This is a genomic window from Labilibaculum sp. (assembly GCF_963664555.1).
GTDB lineage: Bacteria > Bacteroidota > Bacteroidia > Bacteroidales > Marinifilaceae > Labilibaculum.
In genome coordinates, this window is sequence record NZ_OY761461.1 from 2,226,378 (window position 1) to 2,247,465 (window position 21,088).

The following is a 21,088-nucleotide window of genomic DNA, read 5'->3' on the forward strand; positions in this document are numbered from 1 at the left end:
AATGATAAAAAATTAAACGCACAAAAGGTTGTTGCGTTTGACATTTACCTATGATAAGCAAACCGGAAGAATTGAGTGAAATTTTGAATAACTTCATCAATGAAATAAATTACCAATTTGAAAACAGACAAGATACTACACATAAAAACAAGGACTGAATGGAGAAACTGGCTTCAGCAAAATTTCAATATTAAAAATGAGGTTTGGTTGGTCTACGCTAAAAAGTCAACCGGAGAACAACGGATTCAATACAATGATGCGGTTGAAGAAGCTCTCTGTTTTGGTTGGATCGACAGCACAAATAAAACCCTTGACAAAGACCACACAATTCAGCGGTTTACTCCCAGACAATCGAAGAGCAGTTATTCACAGCCCAACAAAGAACGGCTGAAATGGTTAGCTGAAAAAAATCTGATTCATCATTCCTTTCTTAAAACGGTTCAGGAAATTATTTCAAAAGAGTTTGTTTTTCCTTTGGACATTTTAGATGAAATAAAAAAAGACAAAACAGCCTGGGAAAACTTTAAAGATTTTTCGGACTGTTACAAACGAATACGAATTGCATACATTGATAGTGCCAGAAAACGACCCGAAGAATTTACCAAACGACTGACAAATTTTATTCAAAAAACACATAACAACAAACTTATTTCAGGATTCGGAGGAATTGACAAATATTATTAAATCGTACAATGACAGACTTTACCAGATGATCGAAAAGTGGAACCTAAAGACAACGAACCGCCAATACATGGTATAGCGCATGCGGGTTTCAGAGCTTTTCGAAGCTTTGTGACCCGTAAAAAGCTTAATGTAGACTGATCAGAAATCACTTCGTACTTTCTTGCGGCAACGGGGTAAATTCAGGCAATTGTACCAGACAAGCAGGAACAACACTCCCAGGAACCTAAGGCAGGCTAGTTAAATTTATCAGATTTATTGAATTTTGCTGCCAGTTTACTCAATACAATTACGGCAGCAAGACCACCGCAAAATGATACCAAAGAATTAAGTGCAAACAAGTAAGTATCTACACTACCGGTTTGCATGATGTCTTGGGGCGAAAATCCTAAGCGGCCTATCGATTTAATGAAAAACACACTGCCGAAAACCCCGGCAATGGTATTTCCAATTAATCCAAACGAATATTTTTTGAAGAATAGGCCAGTGCTGTTGGCTCCGATTATTCCAATAAGAATGCTTAGTAAAGAAATCAGCGTATCTGTCATAAATTGGCCCGAATAATTAATGTCCGTAATCCATCTTATCAATTTTTCCGCCCATCAATCTCTTCTGAACAATAAAGTAAACCAAAAGAAGAGCAAAGCCAGCAATACTCCATCCAAAGGCAACCGACAAAGCATATTCGGTTGTGGCGGTGTTGTATATAGTTAAAGACTCGTTTATACTATTGGTTGAAGGCAGAATTACCGGAAACATCGATGCCAATGAAGAGGTTATTCCACCAACAATAATCAGCGACGAGCAGGCAAAGGCATAAACATCTTTTTTAAATTTTTTAACTAAAAAAGTGCCAAACAATCCGCTAAGGTAGATCATCGGAAAAATGAGCAGAAGCGGACGATCTGTAAAATTCGAAAATGGCTGAGGTTTAATGATGTGCCAAATGGATATTGAGAAAACAGTAAGTAGTAAAAGCACAATATTCAAATTGAAAACTACTGACTTCAGTTTTTCATTAATCGATGACTCTGTTTTTAAGATGATCCAGTTGGCACCATGAATGGATAAGGTAACAACGGCAATTATACCAATAACAATTGTGAACCAATCGATAACTCCCGGGTGAATGCCTGCAGGGCTAAAACTGCTGTTCCACAGGGGTAGGAAAAAGTAGTGTGCTTCGTAAGCCGAAACACCATTTTCGACACCGCCCAAGTTTACACCTCTGATTACATTGCCCAGTGCAATACCAAAAAACAGCGTTAGCAACAGGCTCGAAACACCAAATGATTTATCCCAAATATCCTTCCACATCTGAAAGTGAAACTGACTTCGTAACTCCAAACCGATTGCTCTGAAAATAATAAACCACAGAACAATGATTAAAGGAAGATAGAAACCACTAAAAACAGAGGCGTAAAAGGTAGGAAAAGCCATAAACAGCAATCCTCCGGCTGCTACCAGCCAAACTTCATTCGAGTCCCAGAAAAGTCCTGCGGCTTTTGCAATTACTTCTTTGTCTTTTTCCTTTTCAGCAAAAAACAAATGAATAATTCCTGTTCCAAAATCGTAACCGTCCAATATGAAGAATACAGCCAAAACAATAGCTATCATTGTGTACCAAAATAATTCCATAGTTAATGTGTTTGAGTTTCGGGTCCTTTGTGAATTGTTTTACCAACCAAGACCAGGAACAGTAAGCCCAGCAGCATGTATAAACCAACAAATCCCAATAGGGTAAATAAAGTATTTCCTGATGAAACGGTTGGTGAGATTCCATCAACGGTTTTTAATAAACCGTAAACCAGGTAGGGTTGTCGTCCCAGTTCGGCAACATACCATCCGGTCATGTTTGCGATATACGGAAAAGGGAATGCAAACATAATGGCCCAAAGCAGAGTATTCATTGTATAGAGTTTTTTTCTCCATAAAAATAAAAGTGCCAGGCCCATTAATCCAATAAAAATGGTGCCCAATCCTACCATTATATGATAGGAGTAGTAGAGAGCAGGAATATTATCGGGTAATTCTTCTTTTTTAAATTGATCCATTCCCGGAATTTGCCTGTTCCAATCCTGATAAGTTAAAAAACTTAAGATGTTGGGAACGGCAATTTTGTTGTCTATTTTTTTTTCAACCATATTGGGTTGACCAATAAGTACGATTTCGGCACCTGCTTCCTGGGTTTCAAAAATACCCTCCATGGCGGCAAAGGAAGCAGGTTGATATTTGGCTACATTTTTCGCATTCCAATCGCCTGTTGGTACAGCCACCAGCATGCTCGAAACAAAACCGAAAATAACACCGGTCTTTAAAAATAACTTTCCGTATTCCAGATTCTTATTGCTCAATACATAAAAAGCACCAATAGCGGCAACAACAAATGATGAGGTGACAACGGATGCAAACTGATTGTGCAAAAAGGCTGGCAGCAACCAAGGATTACTGAATAGGGCTGAGAAATTCGTTAATACGTATTTGCCATTCGCTAAAATTTCGTAACCAACAGGATTTTGCATCCAGGCATTGGTTGCTAAAATAAAGTAGCCACTGGCCCAGGAACCTAAAAAGACTAAAAACCCTGTTAGAAGGTGCAGTTTTTGCCCCATTAGCTTTTCTCCAAAAATAAAAAGCGCCAAAAAAGAAGATTCGAGGAAAAATGAAAACAAACCTTCCATCGCCAGGGTTTGTCCGATAATTCCTCCGGTTAATTCCGAGAATTTAGCCCAATTGGTACCAAACTGAAATTCCATTGGAATCCCTGTTACCACACCCATGGTGAAATTAATGGCAAATATCTTCATGAAGAATTTTGCCGCATTGTTAAACTTTTCAAGTTTAGTTCTTAAATATTTCCATTTAAAATAGACAATCATTAAAGATAGTCCCATTGTTAATTGTGGAAATATATAGTGAAATGTGATAGTAAATGCGAACTGCAGCCTATCATAAAATATCATGTCATCCATATTCTTATTTTTAAACGTTAAAAATAAGGGTTTTTATTCGTTTTACAGCCAATGGAAAATGATATTTTTTCATTTTATAAACTATCTGCCTATTGCCCAGCGGTACTAAGTTTGTATAGGTGACGGATTGTTTTTTTGAATGTGACAGCAGTCTGCTATTTTGTAATTGATTGGGAAGGTTTTTTTGCAAACTCTCCTTATTTTTTTAGATAATAAGGAGAGTTCGATGGAGGTGTTATCAGGACTTACTTATAAGGCTTCCAAATTTCCAAGTATTTTATCCATAACCCAACTGGTGTGGGCTGCAGTTTCTCCGGTAGATGGATGCTGAATGTTGCCCAACAAATGCTCCCTCATGTTTTGAACATGGTAAAGCTGTATGTTTTCTGGATTTTCAATGAATAGTTCTTTCGTACTATTTTCATTTTTTAGCAAGAGTGGGGCATCATCGAATACCGAAAATTCAATTTTACCGCTACTGCCAAATATTTCCACTCGATCTTCTCTTTGGCTGCAGCCAAAATTCCAGCTTCCTGTTCCGGTAATGCCACTTTCATGCAACCAGCAAGCACTAACCGCATCTTTCGCATCATAAAGGCCTTGCTGGTTTGTGCTGAGGCCAGCTACTGTTTTTATATTCCCCAGCAAATGAATAAATAAGTCGATTCCATGGCTGGCTAAATCGTCGAAGTAGCCACCTGCCGCTATTTTCGGATCGGTTCGCCAATTGTATTTACCAGACAGATCCATTTCGTTTGCCGGTTTGCTTAAATGCCAGTTTACATGCCTTATTTTACCGATTGAATCGTTTTCAAGCCATGTTTTAATTTGCTGGAAACGAGGCAGGGAACGGCGGTAGTAGGCTGCAAATAGAGGCAGATTTTTGGCTTGAAAAGCATCACAGATTTCAAGACAGTCTTTATGGCTCGGCGCCAATGGTTTTTCAATGCAGCAGATTTTTCCTGCAGAGGCAATTTTAAGTGCATAATATTTGTGCGAATCGGGTGGGGTTGCAATATAAATTGCGTCAATTTCCTGATCATTAATTAGTTCGTCTGCATTAGCATAGTGTTTGTCAATGTTATGTCTTTGGGCGTAATCTTTAGCTTTGTTTGCATCACGGCGCATAACAGCATTAATTTCGAATCCTCTTGTTTTTTGATAAGCCGGCCCGCTTTTAACTTCAGTTACATCTCCACATCCTAATATTCCCCAGCGAATAGGGTTTGTCTGTATGTCTTTATTGGTCATTTTATTTTTTTATAAATATTTGCAACAAGATAAGGGTTTTTGTTGTGGGAAAATAAGTTGCTTCTTTTTCTTGTTTTTGAATTGTGAGCTGCGAAGCTTACAATTTAGAATGAGTTAAACGATACAAATATTATATGTTTTGTATATTTGAGCGCAACCATTCGTAAATCCCGAAAATCACATTAAAAAAACAATAAACTATTCTAATGATTCAATTACGAGTAAAAATTTTAGCTTTTAAAGAGGCTGATGCTAAATACCTTGATCTGGGAAAGAAAAGACTTTTAAATATGCTTCCTGAATTTGCAGACCATTTTCAATTTGTTGATGGTGATGCAAATATCCTGTTTGTTTTGAGTGGTGGGAGTGAGTACGCTGCAACACAATTGGTTGAGAAGGGAAAGTTTTATCTTATTCTGTCGAATGAATTGGATAATTCGAATGCGGCGGCATTGGAAATTAAAGCGTGGATGAACCGCGAAGGGATTGGTTCTGTATTGCTGTCGAATCCGGAGGAAATGAAGGCATACATGTCTAGTTACCTGAAAGTAGTTTCGGCCATTGAGGCGTTAAAGGGAAAACAACTTGGTTTAATTGGAAATGTTTCCGATTGGTTGATAGCTTCGGGTGTTGAGAGGAATGTTTTGATGAGTAAGTTGGGCATCAATTTGAAACAAATTGATTGGAAAAGTCTTTGCAGCTTCGAGGATGCTGAAACCAATGCTGACTTTCTGGGAGAATTTGAATATAATAATGAGGAAGAAAAAGTTAATGCATCAAAAATTTATAACATCTTAAATGATTGTATCAAAAAGGAAAAGCTGGATGCAATAACAGTAGAGTGTTTTCCTTTGGTTCGTCAGAAATCGGTAACAGCTTGTTTGGCCTTGTCGCTCTTAAACGATCAGCAAATACCTGCAGGTTGCGAAGGCGATTTAGCCAGTATTGTGGGAATGATGTTTGCCAAAGAAATTTCCGGATCTATTCCGTGGATGGCAAACGTGGCCAAAATATCTGAAGAATCTACTTTGTTTGCTCATTGTACCATAGGCACTAATTTATTGTCTGATTATAAGGTAACAACTCATTTCGAGACAGGTTTGGGAACGGCAATTCAAGGTATGTACCGTTACAATGACATTACCGTTTTCCGTTTCAACAGTGAATTAAACAAGGCTTTTATTACCACTGGCGAGGTTTTGGACCGCCCGAGGTATGCAACAGCATGCCGCACGCAAATTGAGGTAAAGCTTTCTCTGTCAGCAATAACCAAATTAAAGAAAAACCCTTTGGGCAATCATCACCTGATTCTACAGGGTAATCAGCTTGAAAAACTACAATTGGCTTGTGGTTTGTTGGGAATTGAATTGGTATAGATAATTCAAAATAAGAAAAAGGAACACCATTGGGATGTTCCTTTTTTCAATTAAAACAGTCTGTTTTTTTTGAGAGCAGTCGTTTTTACTTTTATGAATGATGATTTACGAGACTGCTTATTTTTTCTTTGACAGTAACTAATTCTGTGATGTCTTCCAAAATCATAATAATGTATTTTTCTTTCTGATAGGGAAATAATCGAGTGGAAAACTGTAAATGTTTGTCAACCTTTACACCTTCGAAATTGAAAAATGGTTTCGTGATTTTCTCATTAAAAATAGCCTCATTCCTTACGTAAGAGTTAAGAGCTGAAATTCGTAATTCACAGCTTCTGCACATGCTGGTATTACCACATAGCTTTTGTTCTTCTATTTGATAGGCACAACCTATTACTTCACCGCATTTACGATACATTAAATTTTCATTTCTTTTATTGGAAAATATGCTTAGTAATGGCTCGTTGTAAGCTCTCAGCATAAGATCCTTATCCAAGAGCATAATGCACGAATTAATGTTGTTTAAAATCAAATTTAGAAATTCACTTGATTTGCTTAGTGCGCTAAATTGCTCATTTGTATGTGTTATGTCTGTTTCCATTGCAATTTTTTTATCAATAAAATCATTTGATTTATATCTAATTCGAATAGTTCTATCCAAATTATGAAATTTTATGATGATTTCCAAAATATTAATTGTGAATACAACGGGTTGAGATTGATCTTACATAAGTGTAGGTTTGTATTTTTTGTAAACCAAGCCTTATTAAATTTGATTGGCAGGCTTTCCCAATCATTTGAATTTTGTGCTTGTCGACTTGTGATTTATTGCATCCTTGATTACCGATCCGGATAAATTTGTATGGATTGTTTGATCTAAAACTGCAGGAAATAAAGTGATGTTCCACCGATTATTACCCAAAGAACAATTCCCAATATAAAAGTATTACTACCTGTTTCCTTAATTTCAGAAACTGAAATATTTGAACCGATAAACAGCAAAGCGATAATCATTCCTTTTTTGCCTAACAGGTTTAGTTGAGCAAAGACATCCTGCCATTGTGGAAGCAGGTGAGCAAGTATAATGGCCAATACAAACACACCAATGAACCATGGTATTTTTATTTTTCCTGATTCAGTGTTTTTATTGAAAATTGCAAATACAATTGAGACTGGAATGATCCAAAGTGCACGAGTTAGTTTAACAGTAGTGGCAATTTCCAATGCCTTTTCTCCATATGCCGCTGATGCACCTACTACTGAGCTGGTATCGTGAATGGCAATGGCAGACCAAAAGCCAAATGTCTCCTGACTCATTTCAAAATAATGACCGATAATAGGAAACAGCATCAGTGCGAGAGAATTAAGCACAAACACAACAGCCATCGCAAACAAAACCTGCTTGTTCTTAGCATTAATTACCGGCGCTATTGCTGCAATGGCACTGCCGCCGCAAATGGCTGTACCTGCAGCAATTAATATGGTGGTTGCTTTTTCAACCTTTAAAAGTTTACCCAGCAGCAAACCAATACTGATGGTTGCAATTACCGACATGGCCGTGAAACCAAAACCAGATTTTGAAGCTTCTATAACCATGCTTAGATTCATACCAAAACCCATTAGTACAATGGATGCCTGTAAAACCGAAGATGTGTATTTGGTAAATTGGGCAGTTTTAATACCAAACATAGAAAAGAAGAGTCCGGTTATTAATGCAATAGCTGGTGAAAAACCGGGCATAAAGCAGAGCGCAATACCAATGAAGAAGAAATAACTTGTTTTTTTTGATGATAGCTGCATTCGTTTTTGTTCTTTGATTACGGAAACAAAAATACAACGAAATGATAGTTTAAGGAAATCGTAAAATGTTATTTTGAATAACTAAAAGTTATAGTGAAGAAGAAAGTCAATAAATAAGCCGGGGATTTTTAATTCAGGGCCCTGACGCGTTGCCAGTCTTAGTTTTCGATGAATATGCAGTTCACTTACATTTAGTTTGCAAAGACTTTTCAACTGTATTTCCTTCGTAATAGACTTTTCAGATATCAGAGCAATACCATCAAAATCACAAAGAAAATTTTTAATTGCTTCGGTACTTCCCAAATGGATTAAGATATTTAATTTTTCGAAATTGATATTTTGTTTTGCAAGTGTTTTTTGAATTACCTGTAACGTTCCGGAACCTTTTTCACGCAATACCAATGGTATTTCCTGAATGTCGCTTAGTTTAATGTTTTTGCGTTTTGCATATACACTTTGCGTTCCTGTAACAGCGATAATTTCATCATCCAGAAAATCCATGTAATTGATGTTGGAATTAGACGTTTCATTTTCGACCAGAGCCAAATCTATTTCATTATCGAGCAGTTTTTGCTCCATTTCAAAAGAGTTGCCGTTGAATAAATCGAATTTAATCCGGGGATACCGTTTGTGAAAGGATGCAATTACCGATGGAATAAGGTATTGAGAAATTGTGGAACTGGCACCAATCCGTAAAGAACCATTAAAAGCTTCATTTAATCTGCCTAATTCATATTCCAAATCGCGGTATTGTTGTTTGATCTGTTTAAGACTGCTGTACATCAATTTGCCGGACTTGGTTAAATATACTTTGTTTCCTTTTCGTTCGAAAAGAGCTGTGTTTAATTTGCTTTCAAGTTCTTTAATGTGTTTGGTGACTGCAGGTTGGCTAATGAATAGTTCTTCGGCGGCTTTCGAGAAATTTAGGTTTTCTGCCACAGCAATAAATACTTCGTCCCGATAATCCATGTCTTATCTTTTTAGTTTTGTTTTCAGCCATTTCCATGGGAATAGTATGGATACATTTTTTTTGTACATCCGGTACTGTTCACCGTATTCTAAAACTAGTTTTTTTTCTTCCAGATAGCAACCGACAATCAAATAAATGCTGAATGTTGCGTTTACAATTAGTGCCGCGCTATCTAAATTTCTTGCCCATATAAATAAAAAAGTTGCCGTATACCAAGGATGGCGAATTACACCAAGAATTCCCGCAGTGCTTATATTTCCATCATCAGACATGGTTTTGTGATGCTCTTTTTGCTGAATCTGGCGAAAGCCCAAAAAGGACGATAGATCGTATGAACGGGAACCGGCAAAAAACAAGTAGAAGCAGAGCAGGAGAATCAAAACACGAACAAGCATAAAATTACCGGGCCAGGAAAAAATCATCTCGCTTTTTATTGAATAGGAATACCAAACCAATGGCAAAAAGGTGATTAGTGAAAATAGATTGTAGAGAATCCGGTAAGTTCTAAAATGTTTGCCAAGTTTAGGTTTTATATAGCTGATGAACGGATTCGAAATTAAACTGCTGTGAAAAAAGCACCATAACAATAGAAATATAAAAAGCAGAATATGTTGTGTTGAAATCATTGCGTAAAAGTAGGAAATAGATTTCGCTTTCATCTATTTCCTGCTCTTTGAGTGAAGATATTCCATCTTTCGATACCGGTTTGTTTTATTCAACCGATATGTTGTACACTCCAATAGTTAATACTTTAGCAAGATTTTTCGGATCTAAAATCTCGGAGAAGCCATTTGATTCGCTTCCAATTTTTATTTTTTCCTTGCGGAGATAATAGTTTTCCTCATCACTTTTAGCCAGGACAAAAACGTAACGGTCGGAGCCTGATTTAAGTATTGCCTTGCTTGGAAGTGCTTCTGAATCTTTTTGATTTGTAATGATTTCGGTCTCGACGAATGAACCTTTGTATAATCTGCCCTGATGTTTTTTCTCAATTTCAGCCAGGCAGAGAATTGTTTTTGTTTCTGAATCTATTCCGTTTCCAATAGCACTTAAATGGGCCGTAAATACCTCATTTGGATTGCTGAGAGTTTTAAAATACAATTTCTGTCCAATTTTTAGCTGATGAATGTTTTTTTCAAATACCGAAATTTGAACCTGCAATTGATTGGGATCAACAATTTCGATCAAAGATTTTTGCTGTTCGGTAAATTGACCAAGAATTAGATTGTATTTGGTGATACAGCCATTTATTGGAGCTGTTATGGAGAGATAAGAATAAAAATAACCTTCTTTTATTTTGTTTGGATCGAGCTGTAAAACCTGCAGTTTTAACTTTAAACTCTCGTATTTTGCTTTTGCAGCTTTGTAATTACTCTCAGAGGAAATAAGATCTTTTTCTGCCCCTATTTTTGCCTTGTGTAAGGCCAGATTTCTCTCGTAATCAGCTTTTATACCTGAAAGTATTGCTGCGGTTTCAGCAAAATTCTGTTGAAGAGATATCAAATCGCCCGATTCAATAGTGCACAGCAACTGACCTTTCTTGATGTAATCGCCAACAGTAAAATGAATACTTTTTACAATTCCGGAAATGGGGGTGCTTAGGTTAGCGATACCATTGGGAGGAGCTGTAATGTATCCGTTGCATGAAACCACATCTTCAAAACATTGGGTACTTACAGTACCAATTTCCATTTTGTCTGAGATGAACTGTTTTTGGGAAATTTGAATTAATTGTTCCCCTTTATCTAGGATAGGATTAATGGGAGTTGTTTTTTGTCTGCATGCAAAAAAGCTGATGGATAGCAGTATATAGGTAATGATGTTGATTTTTTTCATGATGTGAATTTTATTTGCTTAAATAGTTGGCCTCAAGAGCAAGATAATTGTATTGAGAAAGATTGTCAAGATAGTTCAGGGTCAGGCTTAAGGCATTTTCGATGCTTGCCACAAATTGGAAAAAGTTCATTTCGCCCATTTGATATGATTTTTCAGCCATCCGAATAATTTCAGTGCTTAATTTCTGACCGGAATCTTCGTAGTTTTGGAGTGATTCCTCATATTTCATTAATTGGATTCGTAATTCTTCCTGTTTAGATTTACGGCCGATTAGAAAATCATTTTGCAGGTTTTGATTGATGTCTATAGCAATTTTATTTGCTTTAATACGGGCTTTTTGTTCACCGAAAAATAGTGGAATTGCCAAACCAATCTGAAAACCTTCGTAGGTTTGTGCCGCAGAATAATTATTGTTTCCCCGGTAGTAGCCCAACGAAATATCAGGAAGAAGTTTGTTTTTCTCTAAACCCAGCAGAGCATATTCTTGTTCCCCCTGCAGCTTCATTATTTGTATATCGGAACCCGATTCAATAAGATTATTTTCAAGAGGAATTCTTTTCAAATCCTGCATGGGAACAGTAAATGTGCTATTCTGCTGCAAAATTGCATTCAATTTTTGATCAGCAATATCCAGATCGTGTTTCAATTGTTGGATGTCCATTGCTATTTGTTGCTGCTTGGCTTTGGCATTTAATAAATCCATCTGGCTGATATCTCCTTTTTCAAATCTGAGCTCAGCATTTTTTCTGAAATTAGAATACAAGGAGTCTATTCTGAGAAATATATTTTGTTTATTTTTTAAATAAAGAATGTGGAAATAAGCTTGCGAAACTTCTTTGGCTGTTATCTGTTTTTTTCGATCATAGCTGATTTTTGCTATGGATATATTTCTTTTAATCACCTTTAATTGTGAGGTGTAAACACTCGGAAAGCTAAAGGTTTGTTCTACGCCAAAAATTTTGAGAGGATGACCGTTTTCAGCAATGTTGTTTTGATCGTATTCATAGTAAAACAATGTTTTATCAATAGTAAAGGCAGTTGCTTTTAAAGCTTCGCTTTGTTTTACTGAAAGAGCAAAAGCTTGCAGCTGTTTGTTATTGTCCACCGCAATTTGAATTGCATTTTCAAGATTCTGATCTTTTGTCTGTCCTGCTGCCGAAAGCGATAAAAAGGCAATTAGAATTCCAGTGATTGCAGATTTTGACCGGATAAACCGAAGTGGTCTGAATTTGATTCCAATTACATTGTAGAAAATTTCGAACAGCAAAGGCAAGGCGATCATCGTGAGCATGGTAGAAGTAATGAGACCTCCGATAACAACTGTTGCTAACGGACGCTGTACTTCTGCTCCGGCACCTGTTGAAATTGCCATTGGTAAGAATCCCATTGCTGCGGCTGCCGCTGTCAGCATTACCGGGCGCAGCCGGTCTTTTGTGCCTGTAAGGATCAGTTCCCGCATGTTGGTCATTCCTTTCTCCTGCAAATCTTTTAGATGTTCAATCAGCACAATACCATTTAAAACAGCAATACCAAAAAGCGCAATAAAGCCTATTCCCGCCGATACGCTAAAAGGCATGCCTCTTATCCATAAAAAAAGAACACCACCAACAGTCGATAGAGGTACTGCAGTAAATATCATAAAGGCATCCCTGAACGATCCAAAAGCGAAGTGCAGGAAGATAAAGATCAGCAGCAAGGCAAGTGGAACTGCGAAAAGCAGGCGTTTGCCGGCATTTTGTAAATTTTCAAACTGACCGCCGTAAACAATGTAATTTCCCGGCTCCAGTTTAATTGTTCCTTCAATTCTGCTTCGTATGTCATTAACTACCGATTGTAAATCACGATTGCGGACATTTACACTTACCGACATCATTCGATGTGTGTTTTCACGTGATATTTTTGCAGGACCTTCGGAAAAAGAGATGTCGGCCAATTCATTCATTGGAATTTGATTTCCATTTGGCAGAGGAATCATCAATTGTTGAATGTTTTCGATTTTTACCCGACTTTCTTTTTGAAGTCGAACCACCAAATCGAAACGTTTTTCGCCCTCGAAAACACTACCGCTTGATTCTCCGCCAAAAGCCATTGCCAGATAGGAATTCAGAGTTTGCATATCCAATCCGTAATGAGCAATTTTATTTCGTTTGTAAACCACACTCATTTGTGGTAAACCTTCTGTTTTTTCCATAATGATGTCTGCAGCACCAGGAACATCTTCAATCAATTTTTTAATCTCGCCGGCTTTATTATTTAAATAAGTCAAATCTTCACCGAATATTTTAATCGCAATATCGGCACGAACGCCGGTGATTAACTCATTAAAACGCATTTCTATTGGCTGTGTAAATTCATATTCAACGCCGGGAATTATTGAAAGAGCCTTTTTAAACAAGTCAGCAAGTTTTTCTTTGCTCTTAGCAGATGTCCATTCTTGTCGGGGTTTCAATTTAATTATCATATCTACTTCTTCCATCGACATGGGATCTGTAGGAACTTCGGCGGCTCCAATACGACAAACAATTTGATCTACTTCCGGAAAACTGTCGATTAGAATATTTTCCATTTGGGTGCATATTTCAACGGTTTTGGATAAAGAAGTTCCGGTTTTTAGAACAGGTTGAATCACAAAATCACCTTCGTCCAGAGTGGGTACAAATTCACCGCCCATTTTCGAAAATAAAACCCCTGTAAAAACAAGGGCGGTTAGTGATGCACCCAAAACAATCCTTTTGTGACCGCAAGACCATTTCATCGCAGGAGTATACGATCGATAGGTTAAATTCATGATTTTATCTGCCAAATTCCATTTGCCTTTCTTTTCGGGCTTTAAGAAAAGGGAAGAGGCAACGGGAAGCCATGTAAAACCTAAAATCATTGCGCCGATTATTGCAAAACTAAACGAAAGAGCCATTGGTCTAAACATTTTGCCTTCTACACCCTGCAATGACAGAATCGGGATAAAAACGATCAGAATAATGATTTGTCCAAAAATGGCCGAGTTCATCATTTTAGATGCTCCCGTAAAGGTGATCTTGTCGATAAGCGTTTTTTGCTCTTCTTTGTCTGATTGATTAAATTCATCTGTTTTTGCATTGATTCGAATGGCAATGTATTCCACTATGATAACGGCTCCGTCAATTATAATTCCAAAATCGAGAGCTCCCAAACTCATTAAATTGGCATCAATGCCAAAAATGTACATCATCGAGAGGGTGAAGAGAAGTGCCAAAGGAATCATGGAAGCAATAACTAATGCAGATCTAATATTACCAAGCAAAACAACAACTATCAGCATTACAATCAGGCAACCCAAAATTAAATTTTCAACAACTGTAGTCGTTGTTTTTTCTATTAATTCACTTCGTTCCAATATTGGATTAATGAAAACACCTTCGGGTAAATTTTTCTGTATTTCAGCAACTCTTTCTTTTACTTCTTTGATCACCAGTTTCGAGTTGGCATTCTTCAGCATCATAATCTGGCCCAGAACTTTTTCCCCCTGACCGTTTGCTGTAATCGCTCCAAATCGATTGGCATAACCAAAATGAACGTTGGCAATGTCTTTAACTACAATTGGAATGCCTTGGTTATTTTTAATAAGGATATTTTCAATATCCTGAATGGACTTTACCTGCCCGTCGCCCCGGATAAAGTAGGATTGATTTGTTTTTTCGATGTATGCACCGCCGGAAATGCTGTTGTTGTTTTGTAAGGCTTCAAAAACCTCCATCAGGTTTAGATCCATGTATCTCAATCGGGTTGGATCGATGGCTACTTCGTATTGTTTTAGAAAGCCTCCCCAGCTGTTTACTTCAACCACACCGGATATTCCGGATAATTGTCTTCTTACGATCCAATCCTGAACGGTTCGTAAATCCATTGCAGAGTACCGGTCTTCAAATCCTGGTTTTACATCCAGAATGTATTGGTAAATCTCACCCAATCCAGTGGTAATCGGGCCCATCTCAGGTGAACCAAAACCTTCGGGTATATTTGCTGAAGCTGATTTGATTTTTTCAGCAATTAGTTGGCGGGGAAGGTAGGTGCCGATATCATCATTAAATACAATAGTGACCACCGACAAACCAAATTTCGAAATGGACCTGATTTCTTCCACTCCGGGAAGATTTGCCATTTCCAACTCAACAGGAGCTGTAATGAATTGCTCGATTTCCTGAGTGGAAAGATTTCCGGAAGTCGTAATTACCTGAACCTGATTGTTGGTAATATCGGGAACAGCACCAATCGGGATTTTAAATATGGCATACAAACCAAATAGAGCAATGGATAGGGTGAAGAGTATTACAATGAGCTTGTTTCGGATGCTGAAATTGATAATCTTTTCTAACATATGCGTACTTTGTAGATTAATGATTTAAGGCTGTTTGAGTCTGTTTTCGAGATGCGGATCGGAGCAATAAGATTTAGACTATGGTCTTATTCAACGATAAGATAATCAGCTTTTTTTGATCGAACTAAAAGATTGAACCAAAAGATATAAATGAGTGGGATAATTCACACATATATTGATGGGTACTGTTGCCTGTAAAAAGAAAAAAAAAGATTGCATTCAATATTTAATTTATTAAAAGGGCAAAATGTAAAAAGTACAAGAATACCTTTGTTTTATCCATTTATGAATGAGTTTTCCTTACCTAGCTTTGTTGAGTAAGAAATAGTAAATGTGTAATTAAAAGAAGAAGAAATGAGCAGAAAATTTTTATATGTCAGCGCAAATCCGAAAGATGAAAAGGATTCATATAGCTTAAAGGTAGGGAGAGCTTTTATTGAGCAATACAAAAAGCTAAATCCTAACCACGAGGTTATAGAACTTGATTTGTTTAAAACAGATGTTCCTTATTTAAATGCTTTGGTTTTTGACGGCTTTTCCAAGTTGCAGAATGGTGGAAGCTTAAACGATTTGGATCAAGAGCAGATGCAGCAGATTGGAAATCTAAATCAACTTTTGGAACAATTTATGGAAGCTGATGCCTATGCCTTTGTTAACCCGATGTGGAATTTCTCTATTCCTCCTGTTCTAAAAGCATATATTGATGTCATATTACAGGCAGGAAAAACATTTCACTATACTGAAAATGGTCCGGAAGGATTGATGAAAGGAAAGAAGGCTGTTCACATTCAAGCATCAGGAGGAGTTTATTCAAATGGGGCGGGAAGTGAAATGGATTTTTCGCATCGTTATTTAAAAACAGTTTTGGGATTTATTGGAATATCAGAATTGAAATTTGTTCCTGTTGAAGGAATTGCAATGGGACAGGATGTTACTGAAATTGAGAAACTGGCAAAAGAAAAAGCGATTGGATTAGTGTCTGAATTCTAATTGCACAATTGAAAAATAGAATTTTTAGAGATTTTACTTAAATTGTGTGCGGGTTGATTATCCTTTGGGAATATCTTCCCGCACATTCGTGCATTAAATGGGGTGATTTTGTTAAAATTCCTTTAATTGTAAGCTATCCGGCACGCTTTATTTTTATGTAGATGTAAAAACAACTACTTTAGTAGTTCTTAACAGTACATGGCTAAAAAACAAAATCATGAAGTTGGATCAGTTGAAATTAAATATAGATCGTATTCCATTCAAAAAATCACTGAGTTTTCTTCCTTTAATTAATAAACTAAAGGAAGAACAAAGAAATGGAGCCGGAAATGATTTACAAGCAAAAATTATTTTGGATTTAGTTGACAGGAATCCTGATTTGGTTAGACCCGATTTTAATATTGAGGATGTTGGTAAGTATGAGGGTGAGATTCATACAATAATGTCGTATTTTTTCACACCATCTCAATACAAAAAAGATATAGGTGTTGCGGCCAGCCCGTTCGACGATCATAATTTTTATTTCACGCCAAATTATCTAAAAATTCATAGTGATCAGAATATTGAAATTGAACATGTTGAGCAGAAGAATCAGGATAAATGTTATCTGACTTTTACAAAGTTAATTTATGCATACCTGATGATTCTTCCCAAATTCTATAATTTCAAATTAGATATGGATTATCTGTTTTTGTATCGTATGACAGATAAGTTGAATGGTTTGGTGAAGTATTACAAATTGGAGTATGATGAGTCATGCATCGAAATAACTTATAAAGGAAATTTACCAGAAGTTTCAGAGGAGAATATTAGAGAAATGATTAACGATCCAATGAATATGGACTTTTGGCTGAAGATAATTCCATTGGATAATTTTACTTTTTGTGGATTTATGTCATTCAAATATGTAGATGTTACTCAGATCGAAGTAATCTCATCATTAAAATCTCAATTGCTGGAAAAATCATCAATAATTAACAGGGCTAACTTTGATGCTCTCGAACAGAATATCCGCTCATTATTAACTCTGCCAAATTTAAATTTAGGTGTGCTTGCTTTGGGAATGGTTCAAGGCAATGTTGAAAATCCTTCTAATTTTTGGCACGGATTCATTGATCCTAATAAATACATGTGCGAAGCATACCGGGGAACGATATATCAAGAGGCAGGTTTATCCGGTTATCCTGTTTTGATTAGTGACCTTACTACCAGAGAGAATTTACAACCTGTTGAACAAGAGTTGTTGAATTTAGGTATTAAAAATATTTGTATTATTCCTCTTTATTACGAGGGAGAGTTGGTGGGCATGATGGAATTGGGATCAACAAAGGCTTTTGATATCAATTTCACGAAACTGCGTGTGATAAAAGATATCATTCCGGTATTTTCTATCGCCGTTCATCGGACGAGTGAGGAATTAAAAAATAGGATAGAGGCTACAATTAAAGAAGAATGTACAGCAATACACCCAAGTGTAGAGTGGCGGTTTCAGCAGGCGGCCAGTAATTTGTTGGCCAAAAGAGATTTGGATGATCTGGTGCAAATGGAAGAAATCGTTTTTCGGGAAGTATATCCATTGTACGGAGCCATTGATGTCCGTCATTCCTCGGTGATTCGAAACCGGACAATTCAGGATGATTTGGTGGAACAATTACAACTGGCACGTGAAGTTTTGAAAGAAGCATTTTTGGATTGTAAAATGCCTGTTTACGATCAGTTAATATACAAAATTGACTATTTCATTGATGGGATTGAAAAAGGACTTTCTTCGGGTGATGAAATGAACGTTCTTAGTTTTATTCGTCATGATGTAGAATCCCTTTTTCCGCATTTTAAAGAGAATGGATCTGCTTTAACTGCTGCGATTGCAGAATACAATAAAAATATTGATCCTGACTTACATATAGTTTACAAACGAAGAAAAGATTTTGAAGATAGTTTAGGAATGATTAATGATTGCGTTATCTCTTATCTTGAAAAAGAGGAAGAAAAAGCGCAGAAGATGTTCCCTCATTATTTTGAGAAATACCGCACAGATGGTGTAGAGCATAACATTTATATCGGACAGAGTATTTCATCACAAAAAACATTTGATCGAATCTATTTAAAGAATCTTCGCTTGTGGCAGCTAATTGTAAGTGCCGGATTATCCCGGAAAACAAGTGCTTTAAAAAGTTCATTGCCGATTGAACTGGAAACTACAGGTTTAATTTTAGTACATAGCCAACCTTTGGCAATAAGGTTCAGACAAGATGAGAAAAAATTTGATGTGGATGGCGCCTATAATATTCGTTATGAGATTGTTAAGAAAAGAATTGATAAGGCAGTTATAAAAGGAACCAGTGAGCGCCTTACTCAGCCTGGAAAATTAGCAGTAATATTTAGTCAGGAATCTGAAATGGCAGAGTATCAAAGGTATTTGGAGTATTTGGTTGCAAAGGGCTACTTTGAGAATAATATTGAACATTTGGTGTTGGAAGATCTGCAAGGAGTGTATGGCTTAAGAGCATTGAGAGTGCAAATAAAGAATGGTGAAGAACCGAATGAAGTGCTGACTGTTGCGAAGGAATTGAAGCTGAACGAATAATAGTTTATGGTGCCAGTATTTTTAAGAAAAAAAATTAAAACAGAATATAAGTAGAATAAATTTATGCAATTTAAATCTTTATGTCTTAGTCTGGTTTTGTCCACAATAAGTTTCTTGAATTTTGCTCAATCGGCAACAGATAGTTTGCCCAATAAAGCTCGTCCCAAAATAGGGCTTGTTTTAAGTGGTGGTGGTGCAAAAGGTTTTGCCCATGTTGGTGTTCTTAAGATTATAGACGAATTGGGTATTCCGATTGACTATATCGCCGGTACTAGTATGGGAGGTTTAATAGGAGGTTTTTATTCAATTGGATATTCAGCTGCGGATATTGAAAAAATTATTTTAAGTCAGAATTGGGAAGACTTACTCTCAGATAATGTGTCGCGAAAATTTGTACCTATTTATGAGAAAAAGGATTTTGAAAGATATATTCTTTCATTTCCTATTAAACCGAAAGGAATTCAATTGCCAAGCGGTATTGTTAGGGGGCAAAATGTGATCAATTTATTTGAACGGTTAACGATTGAATATCATGACCAAACGGATTTTAATAAGTTACCCATTCCTTTTTTATGTATCGCTACTGATTTGGAAACGGGAAATGCTGTAGTTCTGGATAAAGGTTATCTGCCACTGGCTATGCGTGCAAGTATGGCTATCCCAACTTATTTTTCTCCGGTAGAGATTGATGGTAAATTATTAGCTGACGGAGGAATGATTAATAACTTCCCGGTAAAGGAATTGATTAAGATGGGTGCAGATATCATCATTGGAGTTGATGTTCAGTCTGGAGTTAAATCTAAAAAGGAATTAAAATCTCTTTTGGATATTATAAATCAAACTGTTTCTTTGATGGCATTGAATAATTTTAAGGACAATCTGAAATATTGTGATATCTATATTAAACCTAAAATAGATGAATACACAGTTGGTAGTTTCCAGGATGCAGATTCACTAATTCACAGAGGAGAAGCAATAGCACAAACATTTATTCCAACCTTGCTGGATTTAAAGAAGAAATATAATCTGGAAAAGACAAAATTGAAAACATACGTTCCTCCGTGCGATTCATCTACCTATTTTATTAAAGATATAGAGGTTGAGGGATTAAATGAAGTGAGTTATTCGCTGTTATATGGTAAGTTGAATTTGGAAATGAATAGTAAGGTTAGTTTACGAAAATTACAGGACGGGATAAATCGGGTATATGGCAGCCGGTATTTCGATCGTGTTGATTTTCATATGAAAGGAACAGAAGAAAAAACTCTTTTGATAAGTGTAAAGGAACGAACAACCAAGAGATTTAATGTAGGACTGCATTACGATAGCGATAACAATGCCGCAGTATTGCTAAATACAACATTTCGGAATAAATTAAAAAGTGGATCACGTTTATCCTTTGATTTGAAATTAGCAGAAAATCCCCGGTTTAAAACAACTTATACAATTGACAATGGTTTGAAGCCTGGCTTAAATGTAGAAGCTGAATTTAATGATTCTGAGGTATATGCTTTTGAGGATGGGAAAAAACTGGCAAGTTATGACTTTAACTACCTTAAATTTGATGTAAATACACACTCGATACTTCGGGAATCATATTCTTTTGGATTGGGAGGAAAGATTGAATATTACAATATTAATTCTGAATTCACAATTCCCGGGGAAGTGGATGCACGGGATGAGGATTACTTTTTTACATACTACGCATTTCTAAATCTTGATTCCCATGATAAGGCTTATTATCCAAAGACCGGAATGAGTCTTTATGGAGAATACAAGTTAGTAACAAATAATGGATTTGAACTTGATGGTATGAATCGGCCGGCATCGGTGGCTTATCTTAAGTTTCAAAAGGCAATTAGTCTAAGTTCGGCATTTACGGTTTATCCAAAATTTTATGGCAGGGTAGTATGGGGTAAAAACATACCTAATTTTTATATGTCTTATACAGGAGGAATCGATCAAACAGATTATTTTGATATTCAAATGCCCTTTGTTGGTTTGGAACGCATGGAGATGGCTTCAATAAATTCTTTTGTTTTTCGGGCCGATTTTCAATATGAATTATTTCGGAATAATTATTTAATTCTGAAAACCAATGCGGGCAAATTGGTTGAAGATGTTAATGATGCGTTAACCCATGGAGAATGGATTAAAGGAATCGGACTAACGTATTCATACAATAGTTTAATTGGCCCCATAGAAATTTCCCTGATGTATTCTGATAAGAAAAATGGTATTTCAAACTATGTGAATTTAGGCTTTTGGTTTTAA

Annotated in this window: 15 protein-coding genes; 5 read left to right on the forward strand and 10 right to left on the reverse strand. The window is 36.4% G+C overall.

The genetic code is table 11. The features are described from left to right. The first annotated feature begins 117 nt into the window (after positions 1 to 117). Positions 118 to 684, forward strand: coding sequence for a YdeI/OmpD-associated family protein (locus tag ACKU4N_RS08800; RefSeq protein ID WP_321322534.1), 567 nt, complete (start codon positions 118 to 120; stop codon positions 682 to 684). Positions 685 to 917: 233 nt separating this feature from the next. Here ACKU4N_RS08800 and ACKU4N_RS08805 read toward each other — a convergent pair whose 3' ends face one another. The 4 genes from ACKU4N_RS08805 to ACKU4N_RS08820 all read right to left on the reverse strand — a co-directional run bounded on the left by ACKU4N_RS08805 (position 918) and on the right by ACKU4N_RS08820 (position 4,904). Continuing rightward, positions 918 to 1,229, reverse strand: a complete 312-nt coding sequence (locus tag ACKU4N_RS08805; protein WP_321322535.1) for a hypothetical protein — start codon at positions 1,227 to 1,229, stop codon at positions 918 to 920. Between the two features lie 16 nt (positions 1,230 to 1,245). After that, the gene (cydB, locus tag ACKU4N_RS08810; protein ID WP_321322536.1) at positions 1,246 to 2,319 is read right to left on the reverse strand and encodes a cytochrome d ubiquinol oxidase subunit II; all 1,074 of its coding nucleotides are present in this window, start codon (positions 2,317 to 2,319) and stop codon (positions 1,246 to 1,248) included. A 2-nt stretch (positions 2,320 to 2,321) separates the two neighbouring features. Then, positions 2,322 to 3,653 carry a cytochrome ubiquinol oxidase subunit I gene (locus tag ACKU4N_RS08815; protein ID WP_321322537.1) on the reverse strand — a complete coding sequence of 444 codons (1,332 nt, stop codon included), beginning with the start codon at positions 3,651 to 3,653 and terminating at the stop codon, positions 2,322 to 2,324. Positions 3,654 to 3,902: 249 nt separating this feature from the next. Next, a complete protein-coding gene (locus tag ACKU4N_RS08820; protein WP_321322538.1) occupies positions 3,903 to 4,904 on the reverse strand; it encodes a Gfo/Idh/MocA family protein in 1,002 nt (333 codons plus the stop codon). A 206-nt stretch (positions 4,905 to 5,110) separates the two neighbouring features. On the opposite strand from ACKU4N_RS08820, the gene ACKU4N_RS08825 reads away from it, so the two are divergent. Beyond that, positions 5,111 to 6,280: a hypothetical protein gene (locus ACKU4N_RS08825; protein ID WP_321322539.1), complete on the forward strand. Its 1,170-nt coding sequence runs from the start codon at positions 5,111 to 5,113 to the stop codon at positions 6,278 to 6,280. 91 nt (positions 6,281 to 6,371) lie between these two features. Here ACKU4N_RS08825 and ACKU4N_RS08830 read toward each other — a convergent pair whose 3' ends face one another. The 6 genes from ACKU4N_RS08830 to ACKU4N_RS08855 form a co-directional block, all read right to left on the reverse strand. After that, on the reverse strand, positions 6,372 to 6,938 hold the full coding sequence (locus ACKU4N_RS08830; RefSeq protein ID WP_321322540.1) for a hypothetical protein: 567 nt from the start codon (positions 6,936 to 6,938) through the stop codon (positions 6,372 to 6,374). Between the two features lie 215 nt (positions 6,939 to 7,153). Further along, on the reverse strand, positions 7,154 to 8,077 hold the full coding sequence (locus tag ACKU4N_RS08835; RefSeq protein WP_321322541.1) for a YeiH family protein: 924 nt from the start codon (positions 8,075 to 8,077) through the stop codon (positions 7,154 to 7,156). Between the two features lie 81 nt (positions 8,078 to 8,158). Further along, on the reverse strand, positions 8,159 to 9,046 hold the full coding sequence (locus ACKU4N_RS08840; protein WP_321322542.1) for a LysR substrate-binding domain-containing protein: 888 nt from the start codon (positions 9,044 to 9,046) through the stop codon (positions 8,159 to 8,161). 3 nt (positions 9,047 to 9,049) lie between these two features. After that, on the reverse strand, positions 9,050 to 9,706 hold the full coding sequence (locus ACKU4N_RS08845) for a methyltransferase family protein (RefSeq protein ID WP_321322543.1): 657 nt from the start codon (positions 9,704 to 9,706) through the stop codon (positions 9,050 to 9,052). Between the two features lie 52 nt (positions 9,707 to 9,758). Continuing rightward, complete coding sequence (locus tag ACKU4N_RS08850) at positions 9,759 to 10,883, reverse strand: efflux RND transporter periplasmic adaptor subunit (RefSeq protein ID WP_321322544.1); 1,125 nt, start codon at positions 10,881 to 10,883, stop codon at positions 9,759 to 9,761. 10 nt (positions 10,884 to 10,893) lie between these two features. Beyond that, positions 10,894 to 15,237 (reverse strand): CusA/CzcA family heavy metal efflux RND transporter, encoded by a 4,344-nt coding sequence (locus tag ACKU4N_RS08855; protein ID WP_321322545.1) that lies wholly within the window; start codon positions 15,235 to 15,237, stop codon positions 10,894 to 10,896. Positions 15,238 to 15,591: 354 nt separating this feature from the next. Here ACKU4N_RS08855 and ACKU4N_RS08860 point away from each other — a divergent pair, with 354 nt between their 5' ends. The 3 genes from ACKU4N_RS08860 (at position 15,592) to ACKU4N_RS08870 (ending at position 21,088) form a co-directional block, all read left to right on the forward strand. After that, positions 15,592 to 16,227, forward strand: a complete 636-nt coding sequence (locus ACKU4N_RS08860; protein WP_321322546.1) for an FMN-dependent NADH-azoreductase — start codon at positions 15,592 to 15,594, stop codon at positions 16,225 to 16,227. A 217-nt stretch (positions 16,228 to 16,444) separates the two neighbouring features. Next, positions 16,445 to 18,814, forward strand: coding sequence for a GAF domain-containing protein (locus ACKU4N_RS08865; RefSeq protein WP_321322547.1), 2,370 nt, complete (start codon positions 16,445 to 16,447; stop codon positions 18,812 to 18,814). Positions 18,815 to 18,877: 63 nt separating this feature from the next. After that, complete coding sequence (locus ACKU4N_RS08870) at positions 18,878 to 21,088, forward strand: patatin-like phospholipase family protein (RefSeq protein WP_321322548.1); 2,211 nt, start codon at positions 18,878 to 18,880, stop codon at positions 21,086 to 21,088.

What these genes read in the sequence shown, in the direction of transcription:
- ACKU4N_RS08805 (WP_321322535.1), bottom strand. Translation starts at nt 1,229, where the DNA reads ATGACAGATACGCTGATTTCTTTACTAAGCATTCTTATTGGAATAATC.
- cydB (WP_321322536.1), bottom strand. Translation starts at nt 2,319, where the DNA reads ATGGAATTATTTTGGTACACAATGATAGCTATTGTTTTGGCTGTATTC.
- ACKU4N_RS08815 (WP_321322537.1), bottom strand. Translation starts at nt 3,653, where the DNA reads ATGGATGACATGATATTTTATGATAGGCTGCAGTTCGCATTTACTATC.
- ACKU4N_RS08820 (WP_321322538.1), bottom strand. Translation starts at nt 4,904, where the DNA reads ATGACCAATAAAGACATACAGACAAACCCTATTCGCTGGGGAATATTA.
- ACKU4N_RS08825 (WP_321322539.1), top strand. Translation starts at nt 5,111, where the DNA reads ATGATTCAATTACGAGTAAAAATTTTAGCTTTTAAAGAGGCTGATGCT.
- ACKU4N_RS08835 (WP_321322541.1), bottom strand. Translation starts at nt 8,077, where the DNA reads ATGCAGCTATCATCAAAAAAAACAAGTTATTTCTTCTTCATTGGTATT.
- ACKU4N_RS08840 (WP_321322542.1), bottom strand. Translation starts at nt 9,046, where the DNA reads ATGGATTATCGGGACGAAGTATTTATTGCTGTGGCAGAAAACCTAAAT.
- ACKU4N_RS08845 (WP_321322543.1), bottom strand. Translation starts at nt 9,706, where the DNA reads ATGAAAGCGAAATCTATTTCCTACTTTTACGCAATGATTTCAACACAA.
- ACKU4N_RS08850 (WP_321322544.1), bottom strand. Translation starts at nt 10,883, where the DNA reads ATGAAAAAAATCAACATCATTACCTATATACTGCTATCCATCAGCTTT.
- ACKU4N_RS08855 (WP_321322545.1), bottom strand. Translation starts at nt 15,237, where the DNA reads ATGTTAGAAAAGATTATCAATTTCAGCATCCGAAACAAGCTCATTGTA.
- ACKU4N_RS08860 (WP_321322546.1), top strand. Translation starts at nt 15,592, where the DNA reads ATGAGCAGAAAATTTTTATATGTCAGCGCAAATCCGAAAGATGAAAAG.
- ACKU4N_RS08865 (WP_321322547.1), top strand. Translation starts at nt 16,445, where the DNA reads ATGAAGTTGGATCAGTTGAAATTAAATATAGATCGTATTCCATTCAAA.
- ACKU4N_RS08870 (WP_321322548.1), top strand. Translation starts at nt 18,878, where the DNA reads ATGCAATTTAAATCTTTATGTCTTAGTCTGGTTTTGTCCACAATAAGT.